The organism is Pseudomonas sp. PAMC 25886, assembly GCF_000242655.1.
In the GTDB taxonomy this organism is placed as follows: Bacteria; Pseudomonadota; Gammaproteobacteria; order Pseudomonadales; family Pseudomonadaceae; genus Aquipseudomonas.
The window spans coordinates 49802-64733 of sequence record NZ_AHHC01000020.1; the positions used below are offsets into that span (position 1 = coordinate 49802).

Annotated in this window: 12 protein-coding genes and 1 tRNA gene; 8 read left to right on the forward strand and 5 right to left on the reverse strand. The window is 60.7% G+C overall.

Annotated features, from left to right (window positions below; translation table 11 throughout):
* Window positions 1-63 precede the first annotated feature (63 nt).
* Entirely contained in the window at window positions 64-1299 is a 1236-nt protein-coding gene (locus tag MUM_RS0104180) for a multifunctional CCA addition/repair protein (RefSeq protein WP_010167281.1), read from the forward strand.
* On the opposite strand, the gene folK is transcribed toward MUM_RS0104180, so the two are convergent.
* Window positions 1269-1787, reverse strand: coding sequence for a 2-amino-4-hydroxy-6-hydroxymethyldihydropteridine diphosphokinase (gene folK / locus MUM_RS0104185; RefSeq protein ID WP_010167283.1), 519 nt, complete (start codon window positions 1785-1787; stop codon window positions 1269-1271). The two genes, MUM_RS0104180 and folK, sit on opposite strands and share 31 nt — an antisense overlap.
* On the reverse strand, window positions 1778-2131 hold the full coding sequence (gene folB, locus MUM_RS0104190; RefSeq protein ID WP_003211007.1) for a dihydroneopterin aldolase: 354 nt from the start codon (window positions 2129-2131) through the stop codon (window positions 1778-1780). The genes folK and folB overlap by 10 nt, the downstream gene beginning before the upstream one ends.
* A 74-nt stretch (window positions 2132-2205) precedes the next feature.
* Here folB and plsY point away from each other — a divergent pair, with 74 nt between their 5' ends.
* Window positions 2206-2775 (forward strand): glycerol-3-phosphate 1-O-acyltransferase PlsY, encoded by a 570-nt coding sequence (gene plsY, locus MUM_RS0104195; RefSeq protein WP_010167285.1) that lies wholly within the window; start codon window positions 2206-2208, stop codon window positions 2773-2775.
* A gap of 32 nt (window positions 2776-2807) precedes the next feature.
* Here the strand turns inward: plsY and tsaD are convergent, their stop codons facing one another.
* Window positions 2808-3833 carry a tRNA (adenosine(37)-N6)-threonylcarbamoyltransferase complex transferase subunit TsaD gene (tsaD, locus tag MUM_RS0104200; protein WP_010167287.1) on the reverse strand — a complete coding sequence of 342 codons (1026 nt, stop codon included), beginning with the start codon at window positions 3831-3833 and terminating at the stop codon, window positions 2808-2810.
* A 203-nt stretch (window positions 3834-4036) separates the two neighbouring features.
* On the opposite strand from tsaD, the gene rpsU reads away from it, so the two are divergent.
* From rpsU to MUM_RS0104230, 6 genes are all read left to right on the forward strand, one after another.
* Window positions 4037-4252 carry a 30S ribosomal protein S21 gene (rpsU, locus tag MUM_RS1000000133000; RefSeq protein WP_002551877.1) on the forward strand — a complete coding sequence of 72 codons (216 nt, stop codon included), beginning with the start codon at window positions 4037-4039 and terminating at the stop codon, window positions 4250-4252.
* A 445-nt stretch (window positions 4253-4697) separates the two neighbouring features.
* On the forward strand, window positions 4698-6659 hold the full coding sequence (gene dnaG / locus MUM_RS0104210; protein ID WP_010167378.1) for a DNA primase: 1962 nt from the start codon (window positions 4698-4700) through the stop codon (window positions 6657-6659).
* A gap of 67 nt (window positions 6660-6726) precedes the next feature.
* Complete coding sequence (gene rpoD, locus MUM_RS0104215) at window positions 6727-8577, forward strand: RNA polymerase sigma factor RpoD (RefSeq protein WP_010167380.1); 1851 nt, start codon at window positions 6727-6729, stop codon at window positions 8575-8577.
* Window positions 8578-8698: 121 nt separating this feature from the next.
* Window positions 8699-12442, forward strand: a complete 3744-nt coding sequence (locus tag MUM_RS0104220) for a bifunctional diguanylate cyclase/phosphodiesterase (protein WP_010167382.1) — start codon at window positions 8699-8701, stop codon at window positions 12440-12442.
* Between the two features lie 15 nt (window positions 12443-12457).
* A tRNA-Ile gene (locus MUM_RS0104225) sits at window positions 12458-12534 on the forward strand.
* 145 nt (window positions 12535-12679) lie between these two features.
* Window positions 12680-13192, forward strand: a complete 513-nt coding sequence (locus tag MUM_RS0104230; protein ID WP_010167384.1) for a cupin domain-containing protein — start codon at window positions 12680-12682, stop codon at window positions 13190-13192.
* A 9-nt stretch (window positions 13193-13201) separates the two neighbouring features.
* On the opposite strand, the gene MUM_RS0104235 is transcribed toward MUM_RS0104230, so the two are convergent.
* Window positions 13202-14452 carry an amidase gene (locus tag MUM_RS0104235; RefSeq protein WP_010167386.1) on the reverse strand — a complete coding sequence of 417 codons (1251 nt, stop codon included), beginning with the start codon at window positions 14450-14452 and terminating at the stop codon, window positions 13202-13204.
* A gap of 10 nt (window positions 14453-14462) precedes the next feature.
* Window positions 14463-14888, reverse strand: coding sequence for a VOC family protein (locus MUM_RS0104240; protein ID WP_010167388.1), 426 nt, complete (start codon window positions 14886-14888; stop codon window positions 14463-14465).
* Between the last annotated feature and the right edge of the window lie 44 nt (window positions 14889-14932).

The following is a 14932-nucleotide window of genomic DNA, read 5'->3' on the forward strand; positions in this document are numbered from 1 at the left end:
AACCGCAAAGCCTCCATTGGCGCGCTGCAGGCGTTATCCTGTGCCGCTAATGGAGGCTTTTTCATGCAAATCTACAAAGTCGGTGGTGCGGTACGTGATCGCCTGCTGGGCATCCCCGTTACCGATGTCGACCGCGTCGTAGTCGGTGCTACCACTGAAGAAATGCTCGCCTTGGGCTACAAGCCCGTGGGCGCTGACTTCCCCGTATTCCTTGACCCGAAAAACGGCGACGAGTACGCCCTCGCCCGTACGGAGCGCAAGAGCGGCCGGGGTTATGGCGGGTTTGTGTTTCACGCCAGCCCCGAAGTCACCCTGGAAGAAGACCTGATCCGCCGCGACCTGACCATCAACGCCATGGCCGAGGATGACAACGGCAACCTCACCGATCCGTATCACGGCCAGGAAGATCTGGAAGCACGCATTCTGCGCCACGTTTCTCCCGCATTTGCCGAAGATCCGCTCCGTGTCCTGCGCGTTGCCCGCTTTGCTGCGCGTTACGCCAGCCTCGGCTTTGCCGTCGCACCAGAAACCCTGGAGCTGATGCGCGAACTCAGCGACTCCGGCGAACTGGGAGCCCTCACGCCCGAACGCAGCTGGAAGGAGATTTCCCGCGCCCTGATGGAAAATCAGCCGCAGGTGTTTATCCAGGTACTGCGCGATTGCGGCGCCCTGAAAACCCTGATGCCGGAAATCGACGCGCTGTTTGGCGTACCGCAGCCCGAAGCTCATCACCCCGAGATCGATACCGGCGTGCACACCCTGAGCGTGCTGGAACAGGCTGCCCTCCATGCCCAACCGCTGACCGTGCGCTGGGCCTGCCTGTTGCACGATCTGGGCAAGGGCATCACGCCTGTGGACAAGTTGCCGCAGCACATTGCCCATGAGCATCGCGGCCTGAAGCTGATCAAGGCGGTGAACGAACGCTTCAAGGTGCCAAGGGATTGCCAGGAACTGGCGCTGCTGGTGGGCGAATATCACACCCACGCCCATCGAGCGCTGGAGCTGAGGCCCTCGACGTTGCTGGAGTTGCTGCAAAGCTTTGACGTTTACCGTCGCCCGCAGCGTTTTGAAGAGTTCGTGGTGGCGTGCGAAATGGACGCCCGCGGCCGCAAAGGCCTGGAACAGAGAAGTTATCCACAGGCGGATTATTTACGTGGCGCGGCGCTGGCGGCCAGAGGTGTGGCGGTCGCGCCGCTACTGGAACAAGGCTTCAAAGGCCCCGAGCTGGGCGAAGCGCTCAAACGCGAACGCCTCAAGGCGTTGAAAGCCTACAAGAGCGCATCCGGCGTCAACGACTGATCCCGCCACACGAATGCGACCGGCGCCAATACCTGATCGATCTGTGCATCCTGCCAAAGCGCGGCAAATGACTTGCCCGCCTCAGGATGCACACGCTCCGGCGCCATCAACGACAGCGGCCACAGCACAAACGCGTTCTTCAGGATCTCGGCCCGGGGCAGAATCAGGCCATCGAAGTTACCCACCAGCTCGCCGTACAGCAGCACGTCGATGTCCAGAGGCAAGCCCTTGCGGTCCGGGGCGTAGCGGCCATTGTCGGCCTCAATGAACTTCAGTCGGCGGTCCAGTTCCATCAACGGCAGGTCGGTATAGGCCGACACCACCAGATTGAAGAATGGCCCGCTCTTGATGCCCACCGGCTGACTTTCAAACACCGGCGAGCAACGAATATCCGTCAGGAAGCCCGCCAGCGCGTCGAGGCCTGCGCACAAGTGCGCCTCACGCTCGATATTGCTGCCAAGGCCAAGGTAAACCTGAGTTAGCGACATCCGCGCTCGATCTCCACGCCCACGCCCTTGGCAGCCGGAACGGCGCCGGGCTTGGTCAGTTTGAGGTGCAGCCAGGGAATCTGGAATTCACTCATCAATACTTCGGCCAGGCGCTCGGCGAAGGTTTCCACCAGCTGGAATTGTGCCTGCTCGGCAAAGGCCTGGATGCGGGCGGACACGCTGGCGTAATCCAGGGCCAGGGTCAGGTCGTCACCGGCAGCGGCCGGGCGGTTATCCCAGGCGAAGCTCAGGTCCAGACGCAGGCATTGCCGGATACCGCGCTCCCAGTCGTAAGCCCCGATCACGGTGTCGACTTCCAGGCCTTCGATAAACACTCTGTCCAAGCACTCTTCTCCGCTGCACGACAAGGGCGCGATGCCCCGTTAGAATCAGGGCGTCCTCGCCCGGAATAGTTAGCATGTTTTGGTTACTGGCGACTCTCGCCTACCTGCTCGGCTCGCTGTCCTTCGCCATTTTGCTCAGCCGCCTGACGGGAAATCCCGACCCGCGAATGAGTGGCTCAGGCAATGCCGGCGCCACCAACATGTTGCGCCTGGCCGGCAAGAAACTCGCCGTACTGACGCTGTTCGGCGACGTCTGCAAGGGCCTGTTGCCGGTGCTGATCGCCGACCTGGCCGGGCTTTCGCTGCAACAGCAAGCCTGGATTGGCGTCTGCGCCGTACTCGGCCACCTGTTCCCACTGTACTTCCGCTTTCGCGGCGGCAAGGGCGTCGCGACAGCGGCCGGCATGCTGCTGGGGATCTACCCACCGGCGGCGCTGCTGGCCATCCTGGCCTGGCTGCTGACCTTCTACCTGACCCGCACCAGCTCGCTGGCCGCACTGATCGCCACGCCCCTGACCCTGCCATTGCTGGCCTGGCAGGCGCCGGCGGCGCTGGTGCCGATGAGCGTGCTTACGCTGCTGATCGTCTGGCGCCACCGGGGCAATTTACGCGACCTGTTTGCCGGGCGCGAACGGCATTTTTAAATACGCCCGTCGAACCTGGCTCACGTTGCCGATTACAACGGCGGCAACTGCTCCATCGGCCAGCGCGCCTGCACGCTGATAGCCAGGCTCTCATGTTGGCCGGCCTGCAAGCGCTGGCAACCGGCATAGGCGATCATCGCGCCATTATCGGTGCAGAATTCGGGACGGGCATAAAACACATCGCCCTTCATGTCGCCGAGCATTTTCTCCAGTGAGCTGCGCAATGCCTTGTTGGCGCTGACGCCGCCGGCGATCACCAGGCGCTTCATACCCGCCTGCTTCAGGGCCCGCTTGCACTTGATGGTCAAAGTCTCCACCACGGCCTGCTGGAACGCCAGAGAGATGTCGCAACGGGCTTGCTCACTGTCGTCTCCGGCGCTGACGCTCTGCTGCCAGGTGTTCAGGGCAGAGGTTTTCAGGCCGCTGAAGCTGAACATCAGGCCCGGGCGATCACACATCGGACGCGGGAAGGTGTAGCGCCCCGGGATGCCTTTTTCCGCCAGCCGCGCGATTTCCGGGCCGCCTGGATAATTGAGGCCCATCATCTTCGCGGTCTTGTCGAATGCTTCACCGGCGGCATCGTCCAGGCTTTCGCCCAAAAGCGTGTACTGGCCGATTCCGTCCACCTGAACCAGCTGCGTATGGCCACCCGAGACCAACAAAGCGACGAACGGGAACTGCGGCGGATTTTCTTCCAGCATCGGCGCCAATAAATGGCCTTCCATGTGGTGCACGCCGAGGGCCGGAATACCCCAGGCAAAGGCCAGCGCCTGGGCGCAAGAGGCCCCAACCAGCAGGGCTCCGACCAATCCAGGGCCTGCGGTATAAGCAATGGCGTCGATCTCGGTCGGCACGCAGCCGGCCTCGTCCAACACCTGGCGAATCAAAGGCAGCATGCGTTTGACATGGTCACGGCTGGCCAGCTCCGGCACCACGCCACCATAGGCACGATGCAGGTCGATCTGACTGAACAGCGCGTCGGCCAAAAGCCCGCGTTCACTGTCGTAAAGTGCGACACCGGTTTCGTCGCACGAGGTTTCTAATCCCAGAACTAGCATGGGTTTGCGCCTTGTAGAGGCTGAATTCGAAGGCGCGCATAATAGTCGTCGCTCCCCCTCCCGACTAGCGGTTTTCGATCAGAGGCTTTGCATTCCGGGCAATGAGGGGTTAACATCCGCAACCCTTAAAAACCGACGACCTCAGCCGCGAATTTTTTGCGACGAGAACGTTGATTCCCGGTAATGAAAGAAGGTAGCTCTGGATGCCAGCCGTCAAAGTAAAAGAGAACGAACCCTTCGACGTAGCTCTGCGTCGTTTCAAGCGCTCCTGCGAAAAAGCCGGTGTTCTGGCTGAAGTTCGTAGCCGCGAATTTTATGAGAAGCCAACTTCTGAGCGTAAGCGTAAAGCAGCAGCCGCTGTTAAGCGTCACGCCAAGAAAGTTCAGCGCGAGCAGCGCCGCGCCGTTCGTCTGTACTAATACACAGACGTTCGTAGCAAGCTTCTGCCAAGCCCGGCCCTCAGCCGGGCTGTTGGCATTTGCGGATATCGCTTGATGCTTCATCGTTGACGCCGCACATGCGACTGAAACGAACTGCTTCACACGTCAGGACTGGCTCTTTTGCCAGCGGTGCACGTCTCTTCTGACGAGCCTAACAAGGCTACTGACGAGCACACTTACTTTTTAACAGGCGATCAACAGGTCGGCTGCGCCCACCGATGAGCTTCCGAGGCCCCCACATGGCCAAGACCGGACTCCCGGGCAACATTTCTACGCCGGGCACTGATCGGAACTAACGTCAGTGAATGTTCGGCAGATACACTTCCTGACAGACCAAGCAGACGACAGTTGATCGAGCCGCACACCCTGCGTGCCTTGAGCACGTTGCGGGCCCTCTTTTACACGCAGTGATGACGAGAACGCCATGGCCGGGCTAATTCCCCAGAGCTTTATTGACGACCTTCTGAACCGCACCGACATCGTCGATGTTGTCAGCTCGCGCCTGCAAATGAAAAAGGCCGGCAAGAACTACACCGCCTGCTGCCCGTTCCACAAGGAAAAGACGCCATCGTTCAGCGTCAGCCCCGACAAGCAGTTCTACTACTGCTTCGGCTGCGGCGCCGGCGGCAATGCCCTCGGCTTCATCATGGACCACGACAACCTGGACTTCCCCCAGGCCGTCGAGGAACTGGCGAAAGCCGCCGGCATGGAAATCCCCCGCGAAGAAAGTGGCCGCCCGCACAAACCGCGGCAACCCACCGATTCGCCGCTGTACCCGCTGCTCACCGCCGCCGCCGATTTTTACCGCCAGGCGCTGAAAAGCCACCCGCAGCGCAAAGCCGCCGTCGATTACCTCAAGGGCCGCGGCCTGACCGGTGAAATCGCCCGCGACTTCGGCCTCGGCTTCGCCCCGCCTGGCTGGGACAATCTGTACAAGCACCTGAGCAGCGACACCCTGCAGCAAAAAGCCATGATCGACGCCGGCCTGTTGGTGGAAAACGCCGAGACCGGCAAGCGTTATGACCGTTTCCGCGACCGGGTGATGTTCCCGATCCGCGACAGTCGCGGCCGTATCATCGCGTTCGGCGGCCGGGTGCTGGGGGACGACAAACCCAAATACCTGAACTCACCGGAAACCCCGGTGTTTCACAAAGGCCAGGAACTCTATGGCCTGTTTGAAGCGCGCAAGAACAACCGCAACCTCGACGAAATCATCGTGGTTGAAGGCTATATGGACGTGATTGCCCTGGCCCAGCAAGGCTTGCGCAACGCCGTGGCGACCCTGGGTACCGCGACCAGCGAAGAGCACTTGAAGCGCCTGTTTCGCGTGGTGCCCAACGTACTGTTCTGCTTCGACGGCGACCAGGCTGGCCGCAATGCGGCATGGCGCGCCCTTGAATCGACGCTGTCGAGCCTGCAGGACGGGCGGCGCGCGCGCTTCCTGTTCCTGCCCGAAGGCGAAGATCCGGACACCCTGGTCCGCTCCGAAGGCACCGACGCGTTCCGCGCGCGCATCAACCAACATGCACAACCGCTGGCCGATTACTTTTTCCAGCAACTGACCGAAGAGTCCGACCCGCGCTCCCTCGAAGGCAAGGCCCACATGGTCACCCTCGCGGCACCGCTGATCGACAAGGTCCCGGGCGCCAACCTGCGGACCCTGATGCGTCAGCGCCTGCTGGAAATTACCGGTTTGAGTGGCGAGGCCGTCAGCCAGCTGGTGCACAGCGCACCGCAAGAGGCACCGCCGGCCTACGACCCGGGCATGGATTACGACGCCATGCCGGACTATTCCGACTTCCACCAACCGCAGGAGGCCTACACGCCCCAGCAGGAGTGGACACCGAAGAAACCCGGCGCCGGCGGCAAGAAATGGGACAAGAAACCCTGGGACAAAAACGGTAAACGTGGCGGTGACCGTGACGAACCGCGCGGCCCACGCGTCCCAGCAGCAGTAGAGCCACCCACCATGGCGGCCCTGCGTACGTTATTGCACCACCCGCAGTTGGCACAAAAAGTCGAAGACGCGGGGCACTTTGCGGCCGAAGACCACACCAATACACAACTGTTGGTGGCCCTGCTCGAAGCCGTACAGAAGAATCCTAAGCTAAACTCATTCCAGCTGATTGCACGCTGGCACGGCACTGAACAGGGCCGCTTGCTGAAGGCATTGGCAGAAAAGGAATGGCTGATTGATGGCGATAACCTTGAACAACAGTTTTTCGACACCATTACTAGCTTGGTAGCTCGTCAACGCGAGCGAAACCTGGAACAACTTCTTCGAAAAGCGCGTCAGAGTGAATTGACCGCCGAAGAGAAAAATCAACTGCGCGACCTTTTAAGTCGCAATGTTTCCGCATCAAACCCGACCTCAGCTGGCGTGTGAGGTCATAGCTCGGGTATAATCCTCGGCTTGTTTTTTGCCCGCCAAGACCTTCAGTGGATAGGGTGTTATGTCCGGAAAAGCGCAACAGCAGTCTCGTATCAAAGAGTTGATCACCCTTGGTCGTGAGCAGAAGTATCTGACTTACGCAGAGGTCAACGACCACCTGCCTGAGGATATTTCAGATCCAGAGCAGGTGGAAGACATCATCCGCATGATTAATGACATGGGGATCCCCGTACACGAGAGTGCTCCGGATGCGGACGCCCTTATGTTGGCCGACGCCGATACCGACGAGGCAGCCGCTGAAGAAGCAGCCGCCGCGTTGGCAGCGGTCGAGACCGACATCGGTCGCACGACTGACCCTGTGCGCATGTATATGCGCGAAATGGGTACGGTAGAGCTGCTGACACGTGAAGGCGAAATCGAAATCGCCAAGCGTATCGAAGAGGGCATCCGTGAAGTGATGGGCGCAATCGCGCACTTCCCAGGCACGGTTGACCACATTCTCTCCGAGTACACTCGCGTCACCACCGAAGGTGGCCGCCTGTCCGACGTCCTGAGCGGTTATATCGACCCGGACGACGGCATTGCGCCACCTGCGGCTGAAGTTCCGCCACCGATCGATGCCAAGGCTGCGAAAGCAGACGACGATACCGACGACGACGAAGCTGAAGCCAGCACCGATGACGAAGAAGAAGTCGAAAGCGGTCCGGATCCGATCATCGCAGCCCAGCGTTTCGGCGCGGTCTCCGATCAGATGGAACTGGCTCGCAAGGCCCTGAAGAAGCACGGTCGCGGCAGCAAGCAGGCAACTGCTGAATTGCTTGCACTGGCTGAACTCTTCATGCCAATCAAACTGGTACCGAAGCAATTCGAAGGCCTGGTTGAGCGGGTTCGTAGCGCCCTTGAGCGTCTGCGTGCACAAGAGCGTGCGATCATGCAGCTCTGTGTCCGTGATGCGCGCATGCCGCGTGCAGATTTCCTGCGCCAGTTCCCGGGCAACGAAGTCGACGAAAGCTGGACCGACGCACTGGCCAAAGGCAAAAGCAAATACGCTGAAGCCATTGGTCGCTTCCAGGCCGACATCGTTCGTTGCCAGCAGAAGCTGACTGCATTGCAGACCGAAACCGGTCTGACGATCGCCGAGATCAAGGACATCAACCGTCGCATGTCGATCGGTGAGGCCAAGGCCCGCCGCGCGAAGAAAGAGATGGTTGAAGCGAACTTGCGTCTGGTGATCTCCATCGCCAAGAAGTACACCAACCGTGGCCTGCAATTCCTCGATCTGATCCAGGAAGGCAACATCGGCTTGATGAAGGCTGTAGACAAGTTCGAATACCGTCGCGGCTACAAGTTCTCGACTTATGCCACCTGGTGGATCCGTCAGGCGATCACTCGCTCGATCGCCGACCAGGCCCGCACCATCCGTATTCCGGTGCACATGATCGAGACGATCAACAAGCTCAACCGTATTTCCCGGCAGATGTTGCAGGAAATGGGTCGCGAACCGACCCCGGAAGAGCTGGGCGAACGCATGGAAATGCCTGAGGATAAAATCCGCAAGGTATTGAAGATCGCTAAAGAGCCGATCTCCATGGAAACCCCGATCGGTGATGACGAAGACTCCCATCTGGGTGACTTCATCGAAGACTCGACCATGCAGTCGCCAATCGATGTGGCTACCGTTGAGAGCCTGAAAGAAGCGACTCGCGACGTACTGTCCGGCCTCACTGCCCGTGAAGCCAAGGTACTGCGCATGCGCTTCGGCATCGACATGAATACCGACCACACCCTTGAGGAGGTTGGTAAGCAGTTCGACGTTACCCGTGAGCGGATTCGTCAGATCGAAGCCAAGGCGCTGCGCAAGCTGCGCCACCCGACGAGAAGCGAGCATTTGCGCTCCTTCCTCGACGAGTGATCACAAAAACCCCGGCCCAGGCCGGGGTTTTTGCTTTCTGCAGTTTAAATTCTCCCCGCCTCACCTCCCCCGCAATGCCCGTCTACACTCGAAACATTCCCCGTGCCATAACGAGACCGTTATGCCCAGATTGCCGACCGTGTTACTGCTGTCGCTGCTGACCTGGACCGCAACGGCTGGCGCGTTGACTCTCACTGATGAAGAGCGTGTCTGGTTGGCGGACCACCAAGAGTTGCGCCTGGGCGTCGATGCGTCTTGGCCACCCTTTGAATACCGCGATGAAGACGGTCGTTACCAGGGCCTGGCCGCTGATTACGTGCGGCTGATGCAGGATCGCCTTGGGGTCCGGCTGAAGCTGATTGAGCCGGTGAACTGGAGCGCGGTGCTGGAGCAGGCCCGCAACAACCAACTCGACCTGCTGCCGGGCATCATGTCCACGCCGGAACGCCAGGGCTTCCTGTCGTTTACCCGGCCTTATCTCGACTTCCCCATTGTCATCCTCGCCCATGAAGGCGGCCCGCAACCGCGCAACCTCAAGGACCTGTATGGGCTGAAGGTGGCCGTGGTGGAAAACTACGCCCCTCACGAACTACTGCGCACTCACCACCCGGACCTCAACCTGGTGGCCATGCCCAACGTCAGCTCGACGCTGCAGGCCCTGGCCACCGACAAGGTCGATGCAGTAGTCGGCGACCTGGCGTCCAGCGTATGGAGCCTGCGCCAGCTCAAACTGGAAGGCTTATACGTCAGTGGCGAAACGCCCTACCGATATCAATTGGCCATGGGCGTACCCAAGGACGACAAGATGCTGGTAGGCATCCTCGATAAAGTCCTGGCCGACATCAGTCCGGCCGAGACCGAGGCTATCCAGCAACGCTGGGTCGGCAATGTCATCGACCACCGCACACTCTGGACCGACGTGCTGCTCTACGGGCTGCCGGCCGTGCTGTTGCTGAGCACTGTGCTGGCCGTGGTTATCCGGATCAACCGCCGGCTCAGCTCGGAGATTTCCCGCCGGGTCGCCCTCGAACAGGAATTGCGCAGCAGCGAATACCATTATCGTGGCCTGGTGGAGAGCCTTTCCGCGATCGCCTGGGAAGCCAGCATCAGCGATTTCACCTACAGCTACGTGTCGCCCCACGCCGAGGAACTGCTGGGTTATCCGCGGGCCCATTGGCTGATCCCGGGCTTCTGGCGCAACATCATTCACCCCGCCGACCTGACCCGCACAGAGTCCTATTGCTACGCAGAAACCCGAGCCAACCGCGACCACAGTGTCGACTACCGGGTGATCACCGCCGATGGCCGCTGCCTGTGGGTGCGGGACATCGTCAGCCTGATCGAACACGGCCACGAGCCGGTACTGCGCGGCCTGATGATCGACATCAGCGAAGCCAAGCGCACCGAGGAAGCGTTGCAGCTTTCGGAGCAGAAATTTGCCTCGGTGTTCCAGCAATGCCCGGACATCCTGGTGATCGCCCGGCTGTCCGACGGCTGCCTGATGGAGGTCAACAAGGCCTTCGAAGACCAGATCGGCCTGAGCGCCGAAGAAGTCGTGGGAAAAACCGCCACCGAACTGAATATCTGGGGCATTCAAGGTGTAGGCCCCGGCCTGCTGCAACGGGTACAGACCACCAGCATCCGCAACCTGGAAATGCCGTTCCTGCGCAGCAACGGCCAGGCCTTCACCGGACTGATTTCCGCCGAACCGTTTCAACTCGACACCATCGAAGCCCTGGTGGTGGTGGTGCGCGACATCACCCAACTGAAAGAAACCCAGCAGCGCCTGCAAACCTCCGAAGAGAAATTCGCCAAGGCCTTCCACGCCTCGCCCGACGGCCTGCTGCTATCGCGTCAAAGCGACGGCCTGCTGATTGAGGTCAACGAAGGCTTCAGCCGCATCACCGGTTTCAACAGCGTAATGTCACTGGACCAGTCAACCCTGGACCTCGGCATCTGGGTCGACCTGAACGAACGCAAAGACATGCTGGAGCGGCTGCAACGGGACGGGTTTGTCCGCGACTTTGTCTGCCACATCCGCCGCAACGACGGCGAGATTCGCCTGTGTGAAGTCTCCAGCCGCCCGCTGCCCATCGGCGACGAGGACTGCATGCTGACCATCGCCCGGGACATCACCGAGCGCCAGCTGATGCAGGAAAAACTGCAACAGGCCGCCACCGTCTTCGAGAGCACGGCCGAAGGCGTACTGATCACCGACACCCGGCAAAACATCAGCGCCGTGAACCGCGCCTTCAGCGAGATCACCGGCTACAGCGAAGCCGAAGCCCTCGGCCAAACCCCGCGCCTGCTTGCCTCGGGCCTGCACGACAGCGCCTTCTACGCAGCCATGTGGCACCAACTGACGGCCAACGGCCACTGGCAGGGCGAGATCTCCAACCGGCGCAAGAACGGCGAGTTGTACCCCAGCTGGCTGACCATCAGCGCGGTGCGCAATCGAGAGCAGTCGATTACCCACTTTGTTGCCGTGTTTGCCGACATCTCCAGCCTCAAGCACGCCCAGGCGCGCCTCGATTACCAGGCCCACCACGACCCATTGACCGGCCTGCCCAACCGCACCCTGTTTGAAAGCCGCCTGCAGGCCGCCCTCAACCATCAACAGGAAACCGGCAGCCAGGGCGCCGTGCTGTTCCTCGACCTCGACCGTTTCAAACACATCAACGACAGCCTAGGCCACCCGATTGGCGACCTGCTGCTCAAGGACATTGCGGTGCGCCTCAAGGACCAACTGCGGGACGTCGACACCGTTGCGCGCCTGGGCGGCGACGAATTCATCATCCTGTTGCCCGGCCTGCAACAAGCCAGCGACGCCGAACACCTGGCCAATAAACTGCTGGCCTGCTTCACCCCGCCGTTCCAGGCGGGCGAACATGAGTTCTTTATCAGCGCCAGCATCGGCACCAGCCTGTACCCACGGGACGGCGTCGACGTTGCGACCCTGGTGAAAAACGCCGACGCCGCCATGTACCGCTCCAAGGCAAAAGGCCGCAACCGCGTCGAAAGCTACACCGAGGACCTCACCGCCCAGGCCAACGAACGGGTGGCGCTGGAACACGAACTGCGCCGGGCGATCGAGCGCGACGAACTGTTCCTCTACTACCAGCCAAAACTGAGCCTCGACACCCAACAACTGATCGGGGCCGAAGCGCTGATTCGCTGGCTCCACCCCACCTTTGGCGAAGTGCCGCCCGAGCACTTCATCGCCCTGGCCGAAGAGAACGGCATGATCCTGCAGATTGGCGACTGGGTACTGGAACAGGCCTGCCGGCAGATGCACGACTGGAGAGAGGTCTTTGATGACTTCGGCCCACTGTCCGTCAACCTCGCCGGCGCGCAACTGCGCCACCCCAACCTGCTCGCGCGCATCGAACAGCTGCTGCGGGACAACCACCTCGAGCCCGGCTGCCTGCAACTGGAAATCACCGAAAACTTCATCATGAGCCAGGCCGAGGAAGCACTGGAGGTGCTGCACCAACTCAAGGGCCTGGGCGTGCAACTGGCCATTGATGACTTCGGCACTGGCTACTCGTCCCTCAGCTATTTGAAGCGCCTGCCGCTGGACTTCCTGAAGATCGACCAATCCTTCGTCCGCGGCCTGCCCGATGACCCACACGACGCGGCCATCGTGCGCGCCATCATTGCCCTGGGCCACAGCATGCAATTCACCATCATCGCCGAAGGCGTGGAAACGCCTGCCCAGCAAGCGTTTCTGGCGGCTGAAGGCTGCGAACAGATGCAAGGCTACATCGTCAGCCTGCCGCTGCCGCCGGACGTTTTCGCCGCTACGTTCCTTCGCATGAGTGTTTCGGACTTTTCGGATGGCACAGCGAAGAAACCATCGCTATAATCCGCGGCCTACTGAGGGCCTATAGCTCAGTTGGTTAGAGCAGGGGACTCATAATCCCTTGGTCGTAGGTTCGAGTCCTACTGGGCCCACCATCTTGAAAGCCGCGCATTGCGCGGCTTTGTCGTTTCTGGCGCCTGAAGCGTGCAGCCATGAAACATTAGTTAGTTGTCCCGCACGGCTACGGCTAAGACCATGATTCCCAGTCAACGCCACTCCAGCACGAGGGAAACTTGTTCCATGCATCCGAAGAAACGTTCGCCGCACAACCCAATCCACCGCCTGGGCCTGCGTGCCGCGGCCACCGTCGCAATCACCCTCGCCACCTTGAGCGGTGCACAAGCCGCCCCCGCCAACACTGACACCATCAAGGCATTCAAGCTGTGCACGGGCGCCGACAACAACTCCCACGTACTGGAAGGCACCATCGACCAGAGCATGCGCAATGACGTGACTGCTATTCACTTCAAGCAAACCCCGGCGCATTCCTCGTACAGCTGGCATAACGACCCGGAGCCTCAGTACGTGATGACGCTGTCCGGCACGCTGGCGTTCGTGACGCGCGGCGGTGAAAAGTTCACGCTGCATCCGGGTGAAGTGCTGATTGCCGAAGACAATACCGGCACAGGCCATCGCTGGAATCTGGTGGACGATCAACCGTGGCGACGCGGGTACGTGGTGCTGAAGCCTGGCGCGCCGGATTCGTTCATCCCGAACGATCCTGCCGCTGCCAAGGTGTGCAAGGCGTCTTAATCTCGCCGATCACGCCAACGCATCAACAATGACTTGCGCCGTGCTCAGCAACGGCGCATCCCCTCTAAACGCCCCAATCACCTGCAACCCCACCGGCAATTCCCCATCCCCACGCAACACCGGCACATTCACCTGCGGCAAGCCAAACGCGCCCCAGAACTTGATGAAGTCCGACGGTCCCGTGGTCTCCAACCCCACCGGCGCCAACATCCCGCAGGAAACACTCAACATCGCATCAAACGGCTGGCAGATCTGCGCCAGCTGCGGGGCCAGTTGTGCCAACCGCGCCTTGGCTGCCGACTCCTGCTCCCAACTCGTCGCCCTGGCACGCTCGATCATGGCCAAGGTCGAGTCGCTGAGTAATTCAGGATGTGCCTGAAACTCCTTGGCCAATGACCGGGCACCTTCGCAGTCGTTGATCAACAGGTGATCCTCGAACACTCCGTCGAATGCTTCGGGCAGCACGACTTCACTGACCGGAAACCCCAACCGGGCGATCGCTTGTTCAATCGCCTGAGCCACCACCGGCTGCACATCCGGCCAGCGAGAGGTGCGGCAGAAGCCAAGCCGCAAAGGCTTGCGCGCTGCCTCTACAGCCGGAAACCCCGGGATCAACACCCGCGCCACCCGCTCAAGATCGCGCACCGAACGCCCATACCAACCCACCGTATCGAAGCTGGGCGCGAGGGGTTTCACGCCCTCCAGCGAGACCAGCCCAAACGACGGTTTGAAGGCATACAACCCGCAGTAAGCCGCAGGCTTGAGCAACGATCCAGCCGTCTGGGTACCCAACGCCAACGGGAAAAACCCGGCCGCCATCCCCGCCGCAGAACCCGCACTGGAGCTACCCGGCGTACGGGCCAGATCAAGCGGATTCCGCGTGGGCCCCGTGTTCATGTAGGCAAATTCAGTGGTGTGGGTCTTGCCCATGATGATCGCGCCCGCCTGGCGCAGCAGCGTCACCACATGGGCATCCCGCGAAGGACGATTACCCTGGTAAATCGGCGAATAGAATTCCGTTGTATGGTCGGCCGTATCAAAGATGTCCTTGATCCCAACCGGCACGCCTGCCAGCAGGCCGGCACTTCCCTCAAGCTGCCTTGCCTGCTCGCGTACCGCTTCAGGCTCGAAGGATACAAAAGCCTGGATCTGCGGCTCGTCGGCACCTGTCCGCGCAAGAAAATGCTCAGCAACCAAGGCAGGCGTAATACCAGCAGCAACCACCGCCTCAGCGATACCCGTCGCGTCGAGTTGATTCATCGACGCCCCCTCACTTGGCAAACAACTGCCCAATATCCTTGAACGCCTTGAACTCCAGCGCATTGCCGCACGGATCGAACAGAAACAACGTCGCCTGCTCACCCACCTGGCCCTTGAAGCGAATATGCGGCTCCAACACAAACCGGGTGTTGCGCGCCTGCAGACGTTCAGCCAGCGCATGCCAATCATCCCAACTCAGCACCACGCCAAAATGCGGCACCGGCACATCGTGGCCGTCCACTGCATTGGTGTGCGCCGCCTCTTGAGAAGCAGTTTTCGGATGCTCGTGAATCACCAGTTGGTGGCCGAAGAAGTCGAAGTCGACCCAGTGATCACTGGCCCGCCCTTCCTCCAGTCCAAACACCTCACCGTAAAACTGCCGTGCAGCCGCCAGGTCGAATACCGGAATTGCCAGGTGAAAAGGAGCCAGTGCCATCAGGTCTAACCTCTGTGGGTATTAAGTCCTTCCGAGTCTAGCCT